At 40.9% G+C, this 20,501-nt stretch carries 19 protein-coding genes; all 19 read left to right on the top strand.

Annotated elements, in window-relative coordinates:
• Positions 1-184: 184 nt before the first annotated feature.
• Positions 185-1,471: an EF-P 5-aminopentanol modification-associated protein YfmF gene (yfmF, locus tag QUF86_RS23780; RefSeq protein ID WP_289317104.1), complete on the top strand. Its 1,287-nt coding sequence runs from the start codon at positions 185-187 to the stop codon at positions 1,469-1,471.
• Entirely contained in the window at positions 1,471-2,757 is a 1,287-nt protein-coding gene (gene yfmH / locus QUF86_RS23775) for an EF-P 5-aminopentanol modification-associated protein YfmH (RefSeq protein ID WP_289317103.1), read from the top strand. Before yfmF ends, yfmH begins: the two co-directional genes overlap by 1 nt.
• A 19-nt stretch (positions 2,758-2,776) precedes the next feature.
• Positions 2,777-3,502 (top strand): elongation factor P 5-aminopentanone reductase, encoded by a 726-nt coding sequence (gene ymfI, locus QUF86_RS23770; RefSeq protein ID WP_289317102.1) that lies wholly within the window; start codon positions 2,777-2,779, stop codon positions 3,500-3,502.
• An 80-nt stretch (positions 3,503-3,582) separates the two neighbouring features.
• Positions 3,583-3,840 carry a DUF3243 domain-containing protein gene (locus tag QUF86_RS23765; RefSeq protein ID WP_289335895.1) on the top strand — a complete coding sequence of 86 codons (258 nt, stop codon included), beginning with the start codon at positions 3,583-3,585 and terminating at the stop codon, positions 3,838-3,840.
• Between the two features lie 239 nt (positions 3,841-4,079).
• Positions 4,080-4,871: a DUF3388 domain-containing protein gene (locus QUF86_RS23760; protein ID WP_289317100.1), complete on the top strand. Its 792-nt coding sequence runs from the start codon at positions 4,080-4,082 to the stop codon at positions 4,869-4,871.
• An 8-nt stretch (positions 4,872-4,879) separates the two neighbouring features.
• Positions 4,880-5,788 carry a helix-turn-helix domain-containing protein gene (locus QUF86_RS23755; RefSeq protein WP_353957683.1) on the top strand — a complete coding sequence of 303 codons (909 nt, stop codon included), beginning with the start codon at positions 4,880-4,882 and terminating at the stop codon, positions 5,786-5,788.
• 162 nt (positions 5,789-5,950) lie between these two features.
• Positions 5,951-6,535, top strand: coding sequence for a CDP-diacylglycerol--glycerol-3-phosphate 3-phosphatidyltransferase (pgsA, locus tag QUF86_RS23750; RefSeq protein ID WP_034313524.1), 585 nt, complete (start codon positions 5,951-5,953; stop codon positions 6,533-6,535).
• Between the two features lie 22 nt (positions 6,536-6,557).
• Positions 6,558-7,790, top strand: coding sequence for a competence/damage-inducible protein A (locus tag QUF86_RS23745; RefSeq protein ID WP_289335893.1), 1,233 nt, complete (start codon positions 6,558-6,560; stop codon positions 7,788-7,790).
• A 347-nt stretch (positions 7,791-8,137) separates the two neighbouring features.
• A complete protein-coding gene (gene recA / locus QUF86_RS23740; RefSeq protein WP_289317098.1) occupies positions 8,138-9,184 on the top strand; it encodes a recombinase RecA in 1,047 nt (348 codons plus the stop codon).
• A 350-nt stretch (positions 9,185-9,534) separates the two neighbouring features.
• Positions 9,535-11,094, top strand: a complete 1,560-nt coding sequence (gene rny, locus QUF86_RS23735) for a ribonuclease Y (protein ID WP_289317097.1) — start codon at positions 9,535-9,537, stop codon at positions 11,092-11,094.
• A 157-nt stretch (positions 11,095-11,251) separates the two neighbouring features.
• Positions 11,252-12,049 (top strand): TIGR00282 family metallophosphoesterase, encoded by a 798-nt coding sequence (locus QUF86_RS23730; RefSeq protein WP_289317096.1) that lies wholly within the window; start codon positions 11,252-11,254, stop codon positions 12,047-12,049.
• Positions 12,050-12,223: 174 nt separating this feature from the next.
• Positions 12,224-12,484 (top strand): stage V sporulation protein SpoVS, encoded by a 261-nt coding sequence (gene spoVS, locus QUF86_RS23725; protein ID WP_029281188.1) that lies wholly within the window; start codon positions 12,224-12,226, stop codon positions 12,482-12,484.
• A 138-nt stretch (positions 12,485-12,622) separates the two neighbouring features.
• Complete coding sequence (locus QUF86_RS23720) at positions 12,623-13,546, top strand: dipeptidase (protein WP_289335892.1); 924 nt, start codon at positions 12,623-12,625, stop codon at positions 13,544-13,546.
• Between the two features lie 230 nt (positions 13,547-13,776).
• Positions 13,777-15,534 (top strand): 2-oxoacid:acceptor oxidoreductase subunit alpha, encoded by a 1,758-nt coding sequence (locus QUF86_RS23715; RefSeq protein WP_289317094.1) that lies wholly within the window; start codon positions 13,777-13,779, stop codon positions 15,532-15,534.
• A complete protein-coding gene (locus tag QUF86_RS23710; RefSeq protein ID WP_289317093.1) occupies positions 15,521-16,387 on the top strand; it encodes a 2-oxoacid:ferredoxin oxidoreductase subunit beta in 867 nt (288 codons plus the stop codon). The genes QUF86_RS23715 and QUF86_RS23710 overlap by 14 nt, the downstream gene beginning before the upstream one ends.
• 40 nt (positions 16,388-16,427) lie before the next feature.
• Positions 16,428-16,826 (top strand): hypothetical protein, encoded by a 399-nt coding sequence (locus QUF86_RS23705; protein WP_289335890.1) that lies wholly within the window; start codon positions 16,428-16,430, stop codon positions 16,824-16,826.
• Between the two features lie 237 nt (positions 16,827-17,063).
• Positions 17,064-18,104, top strand: a complete 1,041-nt coding sequence (tdh, locus tag QUF86_RS23700; protein ID WP_289336290.1) for an L-threonine 3-dehydrogenase — start codon at positions 17,064-17,066, stop codon at positions 18,102-18,104.
• A gap of 389 nt (positions 18,105-18,493) precedes the next feature.
• A complete protein-coding gene (gene miaB / locus QUF86_RS23695; RefSeq protein ID WP_289317091.1) occupies positions 18,494-20,038 on the top strand; it encodes a tRNA (N6-isopentenyl adenosine(37)-C2)-methylthiotransferase MiaB in 1,545 nt (514 codons plus the stop codon).
• A 1-nt stretch (position 20,039) separates the two neighbouring features.
• Entirely contained in the window at positions 20,040-20,468 is a 429-nt protein-coding gene (locus QUF86_RS23690) for a YlbF/YmcA family competence regulator (protein ID WP_289317090.1), read from the top strand.
• The last annotated feature ends 33 nt before the right edge of the window (positions 20,469-20,501 follow it).

Raw genomic sequence — 20,501 nt, 5'->3', positions numbered from 1 at the left:
TTCCTTTTATATAAGCAGAAGCTTGGGCCGTTATTGATGGAGGTCTGGTGAAAAACCAAAAAAAGTAGCTGTAACTTGCATGATTTTTCCTTTCACATGTATATTTTAAGTAGATGTTTAAAAGGGTTCAGATCTACAAACAATAAGCTAATAAAGGTGATTTATATAATGAGGAGGATTATTCATGTCTATTGCTTCCGATACAATTACGGAAAAAAGCGGCTACAAGCTTCATGTGGTCCGTACGGATAAATATAAAACGAATACTCTCGTGCTGAAGATGAAAGCCCCTTTGACAAAAGAGGAAGTTACATATCGTGCATTGCTGCCATATGTGTTACAAAGCAATACAAGTAAACATCCTACAACACCCGAGCTTCGATCTTATCTTGATGATTTATATGGGGCAGGGTTTTATGTCGATGTAGCTAAAAAAGGTGAATATCAAATCATAAGTTTTACGATCGATATCGTCAATGAAAAATTCCTCAGTGATTCAACGCCGCTTCTGGAAAAGGCTTTTGGATTACTATCAGAGGTGATCTTTCATCCGAAGACGAATGGCGAAGCCTTTGACTCTAAAACGGTTTCCAATGAAATCCGTTCTTTAAAACAGCGGATTCAATCCATTTCCGATGACAAAATGCGATATTCAGCTACACGGCTTGTAGAGGAAATGTGCAAAAACGAACCATATGCTTTAGAAGCGAGCGGTAACATACAAGACTTGGAAACGATAACGCCTGAGTCCCTTTTCGCTTATTATAAAAAAATTCTGACTGAGGATGAAATCGATTTATATGTGATCGGTGATATCGATGAAGCAGAAGTGGAGGCTCTAGCTGATAAGTATGTGTCACTAAAAGAACGAGTGCCGGTGAGCCTGCCTAGGAAGACGGGCAAGGTAGTGGAGATGGAGAAGGAAAAAGAAATCATAGAAAATTCGGATGTGAAACAAGGGAAATTGAATATCGGTTATCGAACCCATGTTGCATATGGTGATCCGGATTATTATGCACTTCAGCTATTCAATGGTATTTTTGGTGGGTTTTCACATTCAAAGCTTTTCATTAATGTCAGGGAGAAAGCCAGCCTTGCTTATTACGCAGCTTCAAGGCTCGAAAGCCATAAAGGTCTGTTAATGGTCATGTCCGGCATCGAAAATGCCAACTACAAGCAGGCACTGGAGATCATTCATGCACAAATGAAGGAAATGAAGCAAGGGAACTTTTCCGAAGAAGAACTGGCACAGACAAAGGCGGTCGTCAAGAACCAGCTCCTTGAAACGATAGACGTTTCGAGAGGACTGGTAGAAATTTTATATCATAATGTGGTTTCCGGGCAGAATATACCACTCGACGAGTGGTTTGCAAAAACAGAACGGACGACAAAGGAAGAAATCATTGCCGTAGGTCAAAAGATTCAGCTTGATACGATTTACTTCCTAACAGAAGCGGAGGTGCAAGGGTAATGGAGAAAATAGCATTCACTCAATTGAAAGAGGAACTTTTCCATGAAAAAATGGATAATGGCCTCGAAGTATATATTCTTCCGAAAAGTGGGTTCAATAAATCATTTGCGACGTTCACGACCAATTATGGTTCAGTCGACAACCATTTCAAACCATTGAATCAAACGGAATTTTCTAAAGTACCCGATGGTATTGCCCATTTTCTTGAACATAAGCTTTTTGAAAAGGAAGATGGCGATGTTTTTCAGCAATTTTCAAAGCAGGGAGCTTCTGCAAATGCTTTTACTTCCTTCACCCGTACAGCTTATTTATTTTCAAGCACGTCCGATTTCGATAGGAATCTAACGACTTTAATCGACTTTGTCCAGGATCCTTACTTTTCGGAAAAGACGGTAGAGAAGGAAAAAGGGATCATTGGGCAGGAAATCAATATGTATGATGATAATTCAGACTGGCGGTTATATTTCGGGACGATAGCCAATATGTATCATCAACATCCAGTGAAAATTGATATTGCCGGTACTGTGGAATCGATTGCTGATATTACCAAAGATATGCTTTACGAATGTTATAATACGTTTTATCATCCTAGTAACATGCTCTTATTCGTTGTAGGACCGGTAGAAGTCGAAAGTACCATGAAGCTGATTCGGGATAATCAAAATAATAAAGGGTACAACGAACAGCCTGAGGTGGAACGTAAATTTGACCAAGAGCCGGAAACCGTTGCCAAGGATAAGGAAATCTTAAAAATGAATGTCCAGACACCGAAAGTGATGCTGGGCATCAAGGCCATCAATGTCCATCAATCCGGTTCACAGCTTTTGAAAAGGGAATTGGCGACCAATATTTATTTGGAAATGCTGTTTGGCAAGAGTTCACCTTTGCATGAGGAGCTATACGAGAAAGGGTTGATCGATCAAAGCTTCTCCTATGATTATACACAGGAACAAGGTTTTGGGTTTGCGTTAATTGGCGGGGACAGTGCAAAACCTGATGAGTTGACCGAGTCTTTATTTGCTATCCTGCAAAAATCAAAAGCCGGAACCGGCTTGAATGAAGAAAGCCTGCAAAGGACGATCAAGAAAAAAATCGGTTCTTTCCTTCGTTCTCTGAATTCGCCGGAATATATAGCGAACCAATTCACCAGATATGCTTTCAATGATATGAACCTGTTCGATGTGGTGTCAGTATTGGAAAAACTAAAGATGGAAGATATCAGGAACGTCGCCAATGACTTAATATCCGAAGAACGGATGACTGTCTGTCAGGTACTTCCTAAATAATATAAAAGGGGGCGGGAATGTGGGGAAACGTTTTGCCCTTATTACTGGAGCCAGTGGAGGAATCGGCAGAGAAATCGCTATAAAGCTCGCCGAGGAGAATTATTCACTTTATTTACATTATAACAGCAATGAAGAAGCGATCCTTGAACTAATTGAAGAACTGAAGCCTCATCAAGTAGAACTTATTCCGGTTCAAGCAGATTTGGCTGAACCGGACGGCTACAAGAAATTGGCGGAAAATATTTTTGCCCTTCATGCAATCGTCCTAAATAGTGGCAATAGTTATTATGGGCTCATATCGGACATGGATGAGAAAATCGTCAATGAAATGGTCCAGTTGCATGTAACGAGCCCTTTCCAATTAACAAAGGAACTTCTTCCTAAGCTGATGTACCAAGAACAGGCCGCTATTGTTGCGGTCACATCCATTTGGGGGCAGACGGGTGCATCTTGTGAAGTATTATATTCAATGGTCAAGGGCAGTCAAAATGCTTTTATCAAGGCGCTTAGCAAAGAAGTATCCCTTAATGGAATCCGGGTGAATGCCGTTGCCCCCGGTGCGATTTCCACTTCCATGCTCGAATCCTTCAGTGCTGAAGATTTGGAAATCATCAAAGGTGATATCCCAATGGGCAGGATGGGCAATTCGAAAGAAGTCGCCGAGGCCGTATATTATTTGCTTTCTGACAAGTCATCTTATATAACTGGACAAATCTTAGGCGTCAATGGTGGATGGTACACATGATTTTTTTAAAGACATGTATAATTTCCTCGGTTCCTTCACAAAATATCTTTGTACTATTTTGAAGGAAAGGGTGACCATTCATGTCTGTACTAGACAATTGGGATCAATGGAAAAATTTCTTAGGCGACAGATTAAATCAAGGTGAACAACAAGGTTTGTCAGAAGGTGCTGTTAACAACTTGGCTTACGAAATCGGTGATTACCTAGCTAAGCAGGTTGAGCCCCAGAATGATCAAGAGAAAGTACTTGCTGATCTTTGGTCGGTCGCAAGCGATGAAGAAAAACATGCCATGGCAAGCGTTATGGTCAAGTTAGTCGGGAACAATGGAACAAAGTAAAATATCAATCCAAAGGCCCTGTTATTAATTAACAGGGCCTTTGGATTGAAGTTGATCACTATTTATCCTCTTATATAAAAATGAATATTTTTATAGGGTTTTTCCTTTTAACTTATCACGAAATGCTATATTATAGAAGCTAGACAATAATAATTAATGGGTGCAGATCTTGAAATTTACGGTGGATAAGTTTTGCCCCGGATGTTGGGTAAAAGCTTTTAGGCTTAAGGAGTGTTATCGTGGAGAATAAAGAATGGTATTTTGAATATGAAATTCAAGTGAACCGTCCTGGTTTATTAGGGGATATTTCCTCCCTGCTGGGTATGCTGTCCATCAATATCATCACTATTAACGGGGTCGATGAAGGCAGGCGTGGTTTACTTTTGTTGGCGAAAGACAGCCGTAATATAGAAAGATTCGAATCAATCCTCCATACGATGGATACGATAAAGGTCATTAAGCTGCGGGAACCTAAATTGCGTGATCGTCTCGCAGTCAGGCATGGCCGTTATATTCAGCGCGATGCTGATGAGAAGAACACTTTTAGGTTTGTCCGTGATGAACTAGGCTTGCTTGTCGATTTTTTGGCCGAGCTATTTAAACAGGAAGGTCATAAATTAATCGGGATACGAGGCATGCCGCGTGTCGGGAAAACTGAATCTATCGTTGCTTCTAGTGTATGTGCTAATAAGAGATGGTTGTTTGTGTCATCGACCCTTTTGAAGCAGACTATCCGCAGTCAGCTTATTGAGGATGAATATAATAATGATAATTTGTTCATTTTAGATGGAATTGTTTCTACTCGCCGTGCAAATGAGCGTCATTGGCAGTTGATTCGCGAGATAATGAGGCTTGATGCTGTTAAAGTCATTGAACATCCGGATGTTTTTGTCCAAAATACGGAGTATACCCTAGAAGACTTTGATTATATTATTGAATTGCGAAACAATCCAGAAGAAGAAATAACATATGAAGTTGTAGACCAAAAAGACCAGTTTTCAGGGTCCGATTTTGGTTCCTTTGACTTTTAAAATGGCAGGTGTTTTATTTGACTGAGTTAGGTAATCGATTAAAGGAAGCTAGGGAAGCAAAAGGTCTTAGCCTAGAAGATTTACAGGAATTAACGAAGATTCAAAAGCGTTACCTCATTGGCATTGAAGAGGGAAATTACAGTATGATGCCTGGAAAGTTCTATGTACGGGCATTCATAAAGCAATATTGTGAAGCGGTCGGGTTGGATTCAGAAGAGATTTTTGAACAATATAAGAGTGAAGTGCCTTCAGTCTATAGCGAGGAATTGCCAGAACAGCTTTCAAGGGTCCAATCCAGAAAAACGATACCGGCAGGGGATTCGAAGGTTGTAGAAATGTTACCGAAGATCTTGGCGGTCGTTTTAGTAATTGGTGCGGCCGTTTTGATATGGGTACTGGTATTGAACTATATGGGTAACCCAGATAATGATGATAAAAAGACCGCTAAAGAGAATGAAGCCGTGGGCTACAATAAAAGTGATGGGTTTAACGAAGAAAAAGAGAATGCAGACAAGAAACAGAATGACGTAAAACCAGATTCATCAGATAAGAAGAATGAAGATGAATCAGATGTTAAAGATGAAAAGAAAGAGCAAAAACTTAGCGTCATCAGTTCCAGCGGTAAAAATAGTACGTATGAATTAAAAGATACGGATACCTTTAAATTAAAGGTGACTTCCAAAGGCTCACCATGGGTCGGCATAAAAAATGGTGAAGGTAAATTACTATTCCAGGGCACTATCGACAAGAACAAAAGCCAGGAAATTGATTTCACCAATGAAAAAGAAGCTGTCATCAATGTTGGCAGAGCGTATGAAACGGAAATTTTTGTGAATGATGAGAAGCTGGAGTATTCCATTTCACCGACTGAAGTGAATACGCAATTGGTAACGATACAATTTACGAAAGCCGAATAGTCATCTTATAGATGACTATTTTTTCTCTATATAATTCAGGCGGGAAATGGTCCACCCGGCATATTAGATTGTATTTTGAGTTAAATTATACATATAAGCATTATGTTAAGATCTAAAACGCATTGCCTAAATGGCAGGCGTAAATTTTGGAGGTTAAAAGTTTTGAATTTGCCTAATAAGATTACAGTAGCAAGAATCTGTTTAATACCAGTTTTTTTAATCATCATGCTCGTACCTTTTTCATGGGGGACGCTGACTTGGGGAGAATACAGTTTGCCAGTGGCGCACCTAGCTGGAGCCATCCTCTTTATTATCGCGTCTACTACGGATTGGATCGATGGCCATTTTGCCAGAAAATATAATATGATTACTGATTTAGGGAAATTTTTAGATCCATTGGCTGATAAGCTTCTGGTTTCGGCTGCCCTAATTGTTTTGGTTGATCTGGATTTAATGTACGGTCAGTCTTGGATTGCCATCGTGATCATAAGTCGTGAGTTTGCCGTTACCGGATTGCGTTTGGTATTAGCGGGTACTGGCGAAGTGGTTGCAGCGAACCAGCTTGGTAAAATTAAAACATGGGCACAAATTGTTTCCATTTCAGCATTATTGCTGCATAACCTTCCATTTGCCCTCATTTCACTTCCGTTTGCTAATATCGCATTATGGATTGCATTGATCTTTACAATATGGTCAGGTTTGGATTATTTTATAAAAAACAAAGAAGTATTTGTTAATTCTAAGTAAAACGAATGGTGGTTTTGAAAAGATGGATGCAGAAATCATTGCAGTGGGCTCAGAGCTTCTTCTAGGACAAATCAATAACACTAATGGAAGATTCTTATCGCAGCAGTTTGCGGAAATGGGGATCAATGTTTTTTACCATACTGTGGTTGGGGATAACTACCGCCGATTGCAACAAGCTATAGAAATCGCTGAATCAAGGGCGAACTTGATTGTCTTTACCGGTGGACTCGGTCCTACCAAAGATGATTTAACGAAGGAAACGATTGCTCGCCATATAGGGAAAAAGCTGGTTTTTAATGATGAAGCTTTGCAATCCATTGAAGCTTACTTCCAAAAACGGGAGCGGACCATGACGGAAAACAACAAAAAGCAGGCCCTTGTCTTAGAAGGCAGTGAAGTGTTGGCAAACGATCATGGCATGGCACCGGGAATGGTCTTGTCCAAATCCGGGATTACATATATGCTCCTGCCTGGGCCGCCAAGTGAAATGGAGCCGATGTTTTTAAGTTATGGTTATGAATCGATCATGAATAAATTGGAAAAGCATGAACGGATCGATTCCAAGGTTCTTAGGTTTTACGGGATAGGTGAAGCCGAACTGGAAACGGTGATTGAAGATCTCCTTGTCAATCAAACGAATCCGACAATTGCTCCGTTGGCAGCCGAAGGGGAAGTGACGTTAAGGATCACCGCTAAAGACTCTTCTAAAGAAAAATGCGAAGAGCTTATTTTAGAAGCGGAAAAAGAAATTCTTAGCAGGGTAGGTAAGTTCTATTATGGAAGTGATAATACTTCGCTAATAAAGGAACTTGTAAAAGAATTGACGGTCCGCAAGCTTTCGATCGCGGCAGCCGAAAGTTTGACCGGAGGGATGTTCCAAGAACAACTGACAACCATCCCAGGCGCCGGTAAAGTCTTCAAAGGCGGTATTGTCAGCTATACGAATGATGCGAAGTCGAATGTCCTCGGCGTCAGTGATGATACCATCTCTGAGCATGGGGTGGTCAGCGGTGAGTGTGCAATGGAAATGGCCTCTAATGTCCGGAAAAAGCTCGATGCGGATGTAGGCATAAGCTTTACGGGTGTCGCAGGGCCGGATGAACAAGAAGGCAAGTCTGTAGGGACAGTATTTATCGGCATTTCATATCGGGATGGAAACACTCATTTCAAAGAGTTGAACCTTTCCGGAAGCAGGGCACAGAACCGTATTCGCAGTGTGAAGTACGGATGTCATTACCTATTAAGGGATTTATGAACGCTGAAGCAGAGCTTTTTACAGCTCTGCTTTTTATTTGGTTCAAGAAGTTTGTTTCTTGAAAAAAAGGGAAAAAAGAAAAAAGTTAATTCAATGAAAATGTTTTTTTTAGGGAGTAAGTGAAAGGAAATGGAGATTTCATTAAGATAAAAAGCTTTTTTACAAAGAATATCCCGCAAGAAAAAAACGAATGAATGTTCGACTTTTTGCTTGGCAAAATAGTAAAAAGAGTATATAGTAAAGATAGGTTTTGAGACAGGATGCAAACCTTGATCTCAAATAAATTGCTAACGTAAGTACACCTTTAATCGGACAGCCGATTATTTGAATATAGAGGAGGAAATTGAGTGAGTGATCGTCAAGCGGCTTTAGATATGGCGTTAAAACAAATTGAAAAACAATTTGGTAAAGGTTCTATTATGAAACTTGGGGAACAGACTGATCGTAGGATTTCAACGATTTCAAGCGGTTCTTTAGCATTGGACGTAGCATTGGGAGTGGGCGGATATCCAAGAGGCCGGGTCATTGAGATATATGGACCTGAAAGCTCCGGTAAAACGACTGTTGCATTACATGCTATTGCAGAAGTACAAAAAACTGGAGGCACGGCTGCATTCATTGATGCCGAGCATGCTTTAGATCCAGCGTATTCAGAAAAACTTGGTGTGAATATTGATGAGTTACTGCTTTCGCAGCCTGATACTGGTGAACAAGCCTTAGAGATCGCTGAAGCGTTAGTTCGAAGTGGAGCGGTAGATATCATTGTCATTGACTCGGTGGCAGCACTTGTTCCTAAAGCTGAAATAGAAGGCGAAATGGGAGATTCCCATATGGGTCTTCAAGCCCGGATGATGTCTCAGGCACTTAGAAAACTGTCTGGTGCCATTAATAAATCAAATACCATTGCCATTTTCATTAACCAAGTACGTGAAAAAATCGGTGTTATGTTTGGAAATCCAGAAACGACTCCGGGAGGCCGGGCATTGAAGTTCTATTCAACAGTTCGTCTGGAAGTGCGTCGTGCGGAACAATTAAAACAAGGTAATGAAATCGTCGGTAATAAAACCAAAATCAAAGTTGTAAAAAACAAGGTTGCTCCACCATTCCGTCAAGCAGAAGTTGACATCATGTACGGTCAAGGGATTTCCCAGGAAGGTGAAATCATCGATATGGGTGCAGATCTTGATATCGTCCTTAAAAGCGGATCGTGGTACTCATACAATGAAGAGCGTGTCGGACAAGGCCGCGAAAATGCGAAGCTGTTCTTGAAAGAAAATCAGGATATCGCTCTGGAAATTTCTCAGAAAATCAGAGATCACTATAATCTTGATGGAGAGCATGAATTACCACCAGAAGAAAATGAAACAGAAGAGCATTTTGAATTACTTGATTAATGGTAGGAAAAGGCCTAAGCTTGTTCGCTTAGGCCTTTTCTATATATTGTGAGAAAAGTGCGAAATTTTCAGCGGATTAAATGGCATTGAAAACAGATATCCAGACTTCTTCCATTATGAATGCTGTAGTTAATGATGGTTGATATTAAGAAAACTTGAATAATCATTGATACATAAGGGACAAACGCTTGACAATAAAAATTCTCAACTATACAATTAATATGTATATTTTACAATTTTTCAAACTAAAATTTTGAAAATTAAGTGCTGTATATTGAATTTATGTGCAATGTACTTGCCGACAGTTCAACATTTTATGTAAAAAGTTCATAGCAAGGGGAGGTGAAACGATGGAACCCATGACAATCATCTTCACTTTGCTTGGCCTAATCGTCGGTGCAGTTGTTGGTTATTTTATTCACAAATCAAAATTTGAGAGTAAAATAGCAGGGGCAAAGGGCTCTGCGGAACACATCCTTGAGGATGCAAAACGTGAAGCGGAAGCACTTAAGAAAGAAGCCTTGTTGGAAGCAAAAGATGAAATTCATAAAGTTCGTTCCGATTCGGATCGGGAATCCCGTGAAAGAAGGAACGAATTACAAAAACAAGAAAATCGGTTATTGCAAAGAGAAGAGAATCTGGACCGCAAGGATGAAACGTTAGACAAACGTGAAAGCCTTTTGGAGAAAAAAGAAGATTCTCTAAACCAAAGACAACAGCATATTGAAGAGATGGAAAGCAAAGTGGACGAGACGGTTCGTAAGCAGCAAACAGAGCTTGAACGTGTTTCCGGTTTAACTCGTGAAGAAGCTAAAGCAATCATTATAGACCGAATGGAAAACGAGCTGGCTCACGATGTAGCGCTTATGATTAAAGAAAGTGATACCCGTGCCAAAGAAGAAGCTGATAAAAAAGCAAAAGAAGTTCTTTCTCTTGCCATTCAGCGTTGTGCGGCTGATCATGTTGCAGAAACCACCGTTTCTGTAGTAAATCTTCCGAACGATGAAATGAAAGGCCGGATTATCGGACGTGAAGGACGAAATATCCGGACGTTAGAAACGCTAACAGGTATTGACCTTATTATCGATGATACTCCTGAAGCTGTCATTTTATCTGGATTTGATCCAATTAGACGGGAAACGGCACGCTTGGCTCTTGAAAAACTTGTTCAGGACGGACGGATCCATCCGGCTCGAATTGAAGAAATGGTTGACAAAGCAAGACGTGAGGTAGATGAACATATTCGTGAAATTGGTGAACAAACAACTTTTGAAGTTGGAGTTCACGGTCTCCATCCAGATCTCATCAAAATACTAGGGCGTTTGAAGTTCCGTACAAGTTATGGGCAAAACGTACTTAAGCATTCAATTGAAGTGGCCCAGCTTTCAGGTTTACTGGCCGCTGAGCTTGGTGAGGATGAGGTTCTTGCCCGCCGTGCAGGTTTATTGCATGATATTGGGAAAGCGATTGATCATGAAGTGGAAGGCAGTCACGTTGAAATTGGCGTTGAATTAGCAACCAAATATAAAGAGCATCCAACGGTCATTAACAGCATCGCTTCACATCATGGCGATACGGAACCAACTTCCATCATTTCAGTTCTTGTGGCTGCCGCTGATGCATTATCAGCTGCAAGACCGGGTGCTAGAAGTGAAACGCTTGAAAATTACATTAGAAGACTTGAAAAACTTGAGGAAATTTCCGAATCCTATGACGGAGTGGAAAAATCATTTGCGATTCAAGCCGGACGTGAAGTGCGGATTCTAGTGAAACCAGAACAAATCGATGATCTTTCGGCTCATCGACTCGCACGTGATATCCGAAAAAGGATTGAAGAAGAGCTCGATTATCCAGGTCATATAAAAGTTACGGTCATCCGTGAAACAAGAGCAGTCGAATACGCCAAATAAATTGTTAATGAAAGACGAAGTGGTGCAAACCACTTCGTTTTTTCTTTTTTCTAATACTAATCGTTAAGCGTGATTCCTATAATTACCCGATATTATGTTACAATACATACTTGAATAATTCATATCATTAGAAATGTAATCTAGAAAGGGTTTTACAATGAAATTGCTATTTATTGGAGATGTCGTGGGGTCTCCTGGTCGTGATATGATCCAAGAATACCTTCCTAAGTTAAAAGAAAAGTATCGTCCGCATATCACGGTAATCAATGGGGAAAATGCTGCAAGTGGCCGGGGAATTACAGAAAAGATTTACCGCAGTTTTTTAGAGTGGGGAGCGCAGGCGGTGACCATGGGAAACCATACATGGGATAATCGCGACATTTTTAATTTTATTGATGATGCGAAATATCTCGTCCGTCCAGCGAATTTTCCAGATGGAGCACCAGGAGAAGGAATGAAATTTTTAAAATTGAATCAGCAGGAAATAGCGGTCATCAATTTGCAAGCTAGAACATTCATGCCGGATTTGGACTGTCCGTTCAAAAAGGCGGAAGAACTAGTGGCGGAGGCTCAAAAAAGGACACCAATCATTTTTGTCGATTTTCATGGAGAGGCTACAAGTGAAAAGCAAGCTATGGGGTGGTTCCTGGATGGTAAGGTTACAGCCGTTGTTGGTACACACACACACGTCCAGACATCAGATAACCGTATTTTACCTGCGGGCACCGCTTACATATCAGATGTAGGCATGACAGGACCGTATGATGGCATCCTTGGTATGGACAGAGGGGCAGTCATTCATCGGTTCTTAACTAGCCTCCCTGTCCGTTTCGAAGTGCCTAAAGAGGGGCGGACCCTATTAAGTGGAGTTCTCCTTGAAATTGATGATAAAACTGGCAGGGCTAAAAAAATAGAAAGAATTTTGATTAACGAAGATCACCCCTTTTATAATTGATTTGAATGGATGGACAGTCAAACTGGCCATCCATTTTTTCATTCCTTAATAAATGGTGGACAATCCCGGTTTTCTTTGTCATACAAGTTTTACTTGATGAATATAGTAGCAGTGGAAAGTGTTATAACTATTGAGCCAAGTTAGAATAGGCAGGGAAAACAAGGAGGACTAGGAATGGAAATATTAAAAGTTTCAGCAAAATCTAATCCTAATTCTGTAGCAGGCGCACTAGCGGGAGTGCTCAGGGAAAGAGGGGCAGCCGAAATACAAGCAATCGGTGCAGGTGCGTTAAATCAAGCCGTCAAGGCAGTAGCAATCGCAAGAGGGTTTGTCGCACCTAGTGGAGTTGACTTGATTTGTATTCCTGCCTTTACAGATATACTTATTGACGGCGAAGAGAGAACGGCAATAAAGCTAATCATTGAACCAAGATAATTTCATGAGTGGGTGTCCTGTTTGTCGGATGGCGAGCAGGCTCTTTTTTGTCCTGAAATCCAAATGACGAAAAACCCGGGTCCCTTTATAATGGAGTATATGATCCTTAAAGGGACAGGGACAGGAAGGGGGATTACATTGGAGATTTTTGATGCACATTGTGATGTGTTGATGAAGATGTTCATAGATCCGGATATTACTTTTTTGGATAGTGATAAATTACATATAACGAAGCGGGGATTATTGGATCAAGGAGGAAAAGTCCAATGTTTTGCAATATATATTCCTGAAAAGGTCTACCCTGATATGAGATTTCAAGCGGCTTTGGCAATGGTGGATATTTTTCATGAAAAGATTTTATCAGAGCCGGAAATGAAATTTATAAAAACCAAGGCAGACATCGATTCTCTAAAAGAAAAGGAAATAGGTGCGGTGCTAACTTTGGAGGGGTGCGATTGCATTGGAAATGATTTGTTGAAACTGAAAACCCTAATTCATCTTGGAGTGTCCTCAGTAGGTCTAACTTGGAATTACGCAAACTTGGTAGCTGATGGGGCACTAGAATCAAGAGGCGGCGGATTGACAGGGTTTGGAACGGAGGTGGTGGCGCTTTTGAATGAGAAGTCAATTTGGTGTGATTTATCTCATTTATCTGAAGCTGGATTTTGGGACACCCTAAAACTGGCAAAATTCCCAATTGCCTCACATTCGAATGCCTATCATCTTTGTTCGAATCCGCGAAATTTGAAAGACGGCCAGATAAAAGCCCTTTTACAAAAAAATGGTGTGATAGGGGTAACTTTTGTCCCTCAATTTCTATCAAATGGTGATTCGGCTTCGATAAAGGATATCTTGAAACATATAGAGCATATATGCAATTTGGGCGGGGAAAGACAAATTGGATTAGGCTCTGACTTTGATGGAATCGATCATATGGTAGAAGAATTAATGTCATATAAGGATTATCATAACCTTATCAATGAACTGAACAGGCTTTATTCAAGTGAGTTTGTAAAAGGCCTCCTTTTTGGTAATTTCACTCGTAATTTTCCGCTTAAATAGGAAATATCTTAAGTGACTTTTAATTCTTACTATATAGATATGAATAAATATTCTGAAAATATAAAAAATAAAAGCAAAAAGGTTGCAATTTAATGATTTAACCGATAGAATTGAAAGCGTTTAGTACACCTTTTCTATTTTAGAACGATTAATTATACATAGTCGAATGTTCTGAAGAGAGGTGCGTTTTAAATGCATTTATATACGAACGTCCTAAAGGAGTGTAAGACATGATCAATCAACTTTCATGGAAAGTTGGCGGACAACAAGGTGAAGGTATTGAAAGTACAGGAGAAATATTCTGTATTGCCCTCAATCGCTTAGGTTATTACTTGTATGGCTACCGTCATTTCTCATCCCGAATCAAGGGTGGACACACGAATAACAAAATTCGTGTAAGTACTACGGAAACTCGTGCTATCTCTGATGATTTAGACATCTTAGTTGCTTTTGACCAAGAAACAATTGACGTCAATTATAAAGAATTACATGAAGGTGGCATCATAATCGCAGATGCAAAATTCAAACCTGTCTGCCCAGAAGATACAAAGGCAGAATTATATATTGTTCCATTTACGGAAATAGCAGCGGAATTAGGAACATCATTAATGAAAAATATGGTCGCTATCGGTGCGACATGTGCTGTTCTGGGAATGGAAATTTCCGTATTCAACGATGTGGTGGATGAAATATTCGGCCGTAAAGGTGAAGAAATCGTTAAGAAGAATATGGATGCCATTACTGCTGGCTACAAAGCAATGGAAGTGATGCTTGGAGAAAAACTGGGCGCAATGGAGCTGGAAAAGGCAGATGGCCAAAAACGATTGTTCATGATCGGAAACGATGCTATCGCTTTAGGCGCAGTTGCAGGCGGTTGCCGCTTCATGGCAGCTTACCCGATTACTCCGGCCTCGGAAATTATGGAATACCTAATTAAAAAACTTCCTCAATTGGGTGGGACGGTCATACAGACTGAAGATGAAATCGCAGCAGCTACAATGGCGATTGGTGCAAACTATGGTGGGGTACGTGCCATCACAGCCTCAGCTGGACCTGGACTTTCATTGAAAATGGAAGCGATTGGTCTAGCGGGCATCACCGAGACGCCAATTGTCATTGTCGATACTCAACGTGGCGGTCCATCTACGGGACTTCCTACAAAACAGGAGCAATCCGATTTAATGGCCATGATTTATGGTACACATGGTGAAATTCCTAAAATCGTCATGGCTCCGAGTACAGTCGAGGAAGCTTTTTATGATACGGCAGAAGCATTCAACCTTGCAGAGGAATATCAATGTCCAGTTATCATTTTATCCGACTTACAGCTATCACTAGGTAAACAGACGGTTCAGCCGCTTGATTACGGAAAAGTGGAGATAAGACGCGGTAAATTGGTGGACTTTGAAATTGAAGAGGATGAAAACAAATCATACTTCAAGCGTTATGAAGTAACTGAAGACGGGGTCTCCCCACGTGTAGTTCCTGGAATGAAAAATGGAATTCACCATGTTACAGGTGTTGAACATGATGAAACTGGCAGACCTTCTGAAACGGCTTTGAATCGTAAAGTGCAAATGGATAAACGGATGCGTAAGCTTAATAATCTTACAAACACATTCCATACGCCAGTATACAAAAACACACCGCATGAAGAAGCGGATTTATTAATTCTTGGTTTTAACTCAACACGCGGGACGATTGATGAAGCGATCGGCCGGTTAGAAACAGATGGAATGAAAGTGAATCATGCGCAAATCCGGTTGATACATCCTTTCCCAGCTGATGAAGTCCTATCATTGGTGCAAAGTGCCAAGAAAGTAGTAGTTATTGAAAATAATGCGACTGGACAATTGGCTAATATTATCAAGATGAATGTCGGACACGTTAATAAAATTAAAAGCATCCTAAAATATGATGGCAACCCATTCCTCCCGCATGAAATTCACACACAATGCAAGGAGATGTTCGAATATGGCAACGTTTAAAGAGTTTCGTAATGATGTAAAACCTAACTGGTGTCCTGGCTGCGGTGATTTCTCCGTTCAGGCTGCCATGCAGCGTGCGGCAGCAAATGTAGGATTGGAGCCGGAGAATTTGGCTGTAGTTTCCGGTATCGGCTGTTCAGGGCGTATATCTGGTTACATCAAGTCATATGGTTTCCACGGAATCCATGGCCGCTCACTGCCAATTGCCCAAGGAGTGAAAATGGCCAACCGTGAATTGACCGTTATAGCTTCTGGCGGTGACGGAGATGGATTTGCGATCGGGATGGGACACACCATTCATGCGATCCGTCGTAATATCGACATTACTTATATAGTCATGGATAATCAAATTTATGGATTGACAAAAGGCCAGACTTCTCCTAGGTCGGCTGCTGGATTTAAAACGAAATCCACTCCAGAAGGATCAATAGAACAGTCTGTTTCACCTATGGAATTAGCATTGTCAGCTGGCGCTACGTTTGTAGCCCAAAGCTTTTCCACTGACTTAAAAGACCTGACGGCAATCATTGAAGCAGGGATAAACCATAAAGGATTCTCCTTTATCAATGTTTTCTCTCCATGCGTAACTTACAATAAGATTAATACGTATGATTGGTTTAAACAAAACTTAACTAAATTGAACACGATTGAAGGCTATGATTCATCGAATAAAGAACAGGCGATGCAGACTTTGATGAAACATGACGGACTTGTGACAGGGATTATTTATCAAGACTCTTCACGTCCTTCGTACCAGGAATTAGTGCCGGGTTATGCTGAAGAAGCGTTAAATAAATCAGATCTTACACTGGATCAAGCACATTTTGATAAGCTTGTTGCAGAATTTATGTAAAACGAAAAGGTTCACCCCTAAGATGGGGTGAACCTTTTTTGTGATTAATTGGAAAGCTCAAGTAGAGAGAAGCACTATACTCTCTGGATTAGCTTACCACCAACCGTTATTAGCATCCACAGCCGCCGAAGAAATTGCAACGGTTCCTTCTGCAACAATGGTGGTCGCGGTCACGGTCACGATCCCGATCCCGATCCCGGTCACGATCCCGGTCACGATCCCGGTCGCGGTCGCGCCTATTACAGCCTCTCACAGCACGACAAAAATCGTCTGCGATTCTATCGTTATCGCGATCCCGATCCCGATCCCGATCCCGATCCCGGTCACGATCCCGGTCGCGGTCGCGGTCGCGCCTATTACAGCCCCTCACAGCACGACAAAAATTGTCTGCGATTCTGTCGTTATTATTATTATCATGATGGTGATTATTGTTACATGACATATAAGTCACTCCTTCGTTTATTTTGGTTGTACAAGATATCTTATTCGAGAGCGGACAAGATGCTATAGAAACATGACCCATTTAACAAAAATGTACAAATGCACCAAAATCATCAAAATTAATGTGAGAAGGCTGGTACAAAAGCGATTATGGTATTTTTTTAATTAGTTTTTCATATCTTTACATATTAAGGTAGATGAAAAGAACAGCCCTATTTCAGGGGGAGTGCACATGTTGAGAGGGAAAATGAAAGCAGTCGTCAAACATCACCGAGGTTATGGGGCACAATTACAAGTTGTTGATATTCCGGAAATTCGTGATGACGAAGTCTTGATTCGAGTGAAATTGACCTCAATCTGTGGAACGGATATTCATATTTTCACCTGGGATAAATGGTCGCAGGGAAGGGTGAATCCACCATACGTATTTGGGCACGAATTTGCTGGGGAAGTAATCGAGATAGGGGCAAGTGTGAGAACTGTAGCGGTTGGTGATTGTGTATCTGCCGAAACACATATAGTTTGCGGTGCATGCAGGCAATGCTTAACCGGACAATTCCATATTTGTAAAAACACCAACATTATCGGTCTCGATAAACAGGGGTGCTTTGCAGAGTATATAGCTCTGCCCGCCAAAAATCTATGGAAAAATCCAAATGATATGCCACTCGATATAGCTACCATCCAAGAACCGATGGGAAATGCCGTCCATTCAGTGCTTGCTGGCGAGGTGCTGGGTAAAACGGTGGCCATAATCGGCTGTGGTCCAATTGGGCTTATGGCAGTTGCCGTAGCGAAGGCTGCAGGTGCTGATAAAGTAATCGCTCTTGATATTAATGATTATCGACTTCAGCTTGCCAAAAAGATGGGGGCTACAGACCTCATTCATTCAATTAAACAGAATCCACTGGAAATCACGAAAGGTCTGACAAATGGGGATGGGGTGGATGTGGTTTGCGAAATGAGCGGTAATCCGATAGCTATCGAACAAGGCTTTAAGATGGCGACAAACGGTGGAAGGATATCGATTCTAAGTCTGCCGTCTCAGCCCGTCACTCTTAATATAACGGACGATATTGTATTCAAGGGTCTTACTGTCCAAGGGATAACCGGAAGGAAAATGTTTTCAACCTGGCAACAGGTTTCCAGTCTGCTTGGAAGTGGTAGGGTTGATGTAAAACCAATGATTACACACCGTTTTCCGCTAAGCGATTTTGAGAAGGGATTTGAACTGATGATCAAAGGTCAGTGTGGTAAGGTGCTTCTGATACCTTAACCATCTGAAAAGGAGGGGAAATGAGAGGTTTTGAATCAACTGGAAATAGGATTATCTGGATTTGAAAAGCTGGTAAGGTGCCAGGGGTCATCCAATAAATGAATAAGAAGAGGCTAATTTCGTCATAGTGAATATACGAATCAAGCCTCTTTTTTCATGTTCTTATTTTCCGTATTTGTGAAAAGTTTCTTACAATTGAAGAAGGCACGACAGAATGATTGTTTCTTGCTGTTAAAAGCTTTATACTATGGTAATGTGGATATATCACACTTAAAAGCTAATATTTACTGGTAATTCTTAATAAGGAATCCGTATAAAAACCATTAGAAGATAGGTCTTGAAATAGTTGGGGAAAGAAATAAACTAACTATTTTGAAAGGAGATTAACTATGAACGAGAAACAACGTTTAGAATCACAACAAGTACAGGCTGAAAATCCAGCGGACAAAAAATCCGATAAGGACTTCAGTAAGTACTTTCAAGCCGTTTATATTCCGCCTTCCTTAAAAGATGCGAAAAAGCGAGGAAAAGAAGAAGTAGAATATCATGATGACTTTGCAATTCCTGAAGGTTTCCGTGGGATGGGAGAAGGCAAAAAGTTTTACATTCGTACATACGGCTGTCAAATGAACGAACATGATACTGAAGTCATGGCGGGCATCTTTACGGCACTTGGTTATGAGCCGACAAACACGGTGGATGATGCTAACGTCATTTTACTTAACACATGTGCAATTCGGGAAAACGCAGAGAATAAAGTGTTCGGTGAATTGGGGCATTTAAAATCATTAAAATTGGAAAAGCCGGATCTATTGCTTGGGGTTTGCGGTTGTATGTCGCAAGAGGAGTCAGTTGTAAAGCGGATTCTTGAGAAGCACCATTTTGTAGATATGATTTTCGGAACGCATAATATCCACAGGCTGCCCCAAATTCTTAATGAAGCTTATCTATCTAAGGAAATGGTCATTGAGGTTTGGTCTAAAGAAGGTGATGTAATCGAGAATCTTCCGAAGGTGCGTAAAGGCAAAACGAAGGCATGGGTCAATATCATGTATGGCTGCGATAAGTTTTGTACATACTGCATCGTACCTTACACAAGGGGGAAAGAAAGAAGCCGCAGACCTGAAGATATCATACAGGAAGTCCGTCATTTAGCGGCTCAGGGTTACAAAGAAATAACTCTGCTTGGACAGAATGTGAATGCTTATGGTAAAGATTTTACGGATATCGAATATCGTTTCGGTGATTTGATGGATGAAATCCGCAAAATCGATATTCCGCGTATTCGTTTTACGACAAGTCATCCCCGTGACTTTGATGATCACTTGATCGAAGTTCTGGCTAAAGGCGGAAATCTTGTTGACCATATCCACCTTCCTGTTCAATCTGGAAGTACGGACACACTTAAAATCATGGCCCGTAAATATACACGCGAGCAATATTTAGAGCTGGTAAGAAAGATTAAGGAAGCTATCCCAAGTGCATCGCTAACAACTGACATAATTGTAGGCTATCCGAATGAAACGGAAGAGCATTTTGAAGAAACGATGTCTTTATACCGCGAAGTTGGTTTCGATGCAGCATATACTTACATTTATTCACCACGTGAGGGAACACCGGCTGCGAAAATGCAGGATAATGTACCGATGGAAGTGAAAAAGGAACGCCTGCAACGCTTGAATGCCCTTGTCAATGATACGTGCGCGTTGAAAATGAAAGAGTATGATGGACAGATTGTTGAAGTGCTTGTTGAAGGCGAAAGCAAGAAGAATGCGGAAGTATTAGCAGGTTATACAACGAAAAATAAGCTCGTGAACTTCAAAGGACCAAAATCCGCTATTGGCCAAATCGTAAAAGTGAAAATCACCGATACGAAAACATGGTCATTAAATGGGGATATGGTTGAAGAAGCAACGGCGATTGAGGTGGAGTAATATGACGAAATATACTAAAGATGACATCCTGTCAAAAGCGGCCGAGCTTGCTGAAATGATTGCCAGCACGGAAGAAGTCGATTTCTTTAAACGGGCAGAAGCTCACATCAATGAAAACCAAAAAATCCGTGAAATGATCGCAAGTATCAAGAGTTTGCAAAAACAGGCGGTAAACTTCCAGCATTACGGAAAAGAGAAAGCATACAGCCAAGTTCAGGCCAAAATTGATGCACTTGAAAAACAATTGGATGAACTTCCGATCGTCCAAGAATTCAAGCAATCCCAAGTTGATGTAAATGATCTCTTACAAATGGTCTCATCACAAGTATCGAATAAGGTGACGGACCTGATCATTGAATCGACCGAAGGCGACGTCCTTCGCGGGGAGACTGGTTCACAAGTACAAGCCGGCGGCGGAAGCTGTTCATGAATATGGCAAAGCCCTTCTGATTTCAGAAGGGCT

This window comes from Peribacillus sp. NJ11 (assembly GCF_030348405.1).
In the GTDB taxonomy this organism is placed as follows: domain Bacteria; phylum Bacillota; class Bacilli; order Bacillales; family DSM-1321; genus Peribacillus.
Note: the sequence above shows the minus strand (reverse complement) of the source record. Positions and strands in the feature narration are given on the sequence as shown.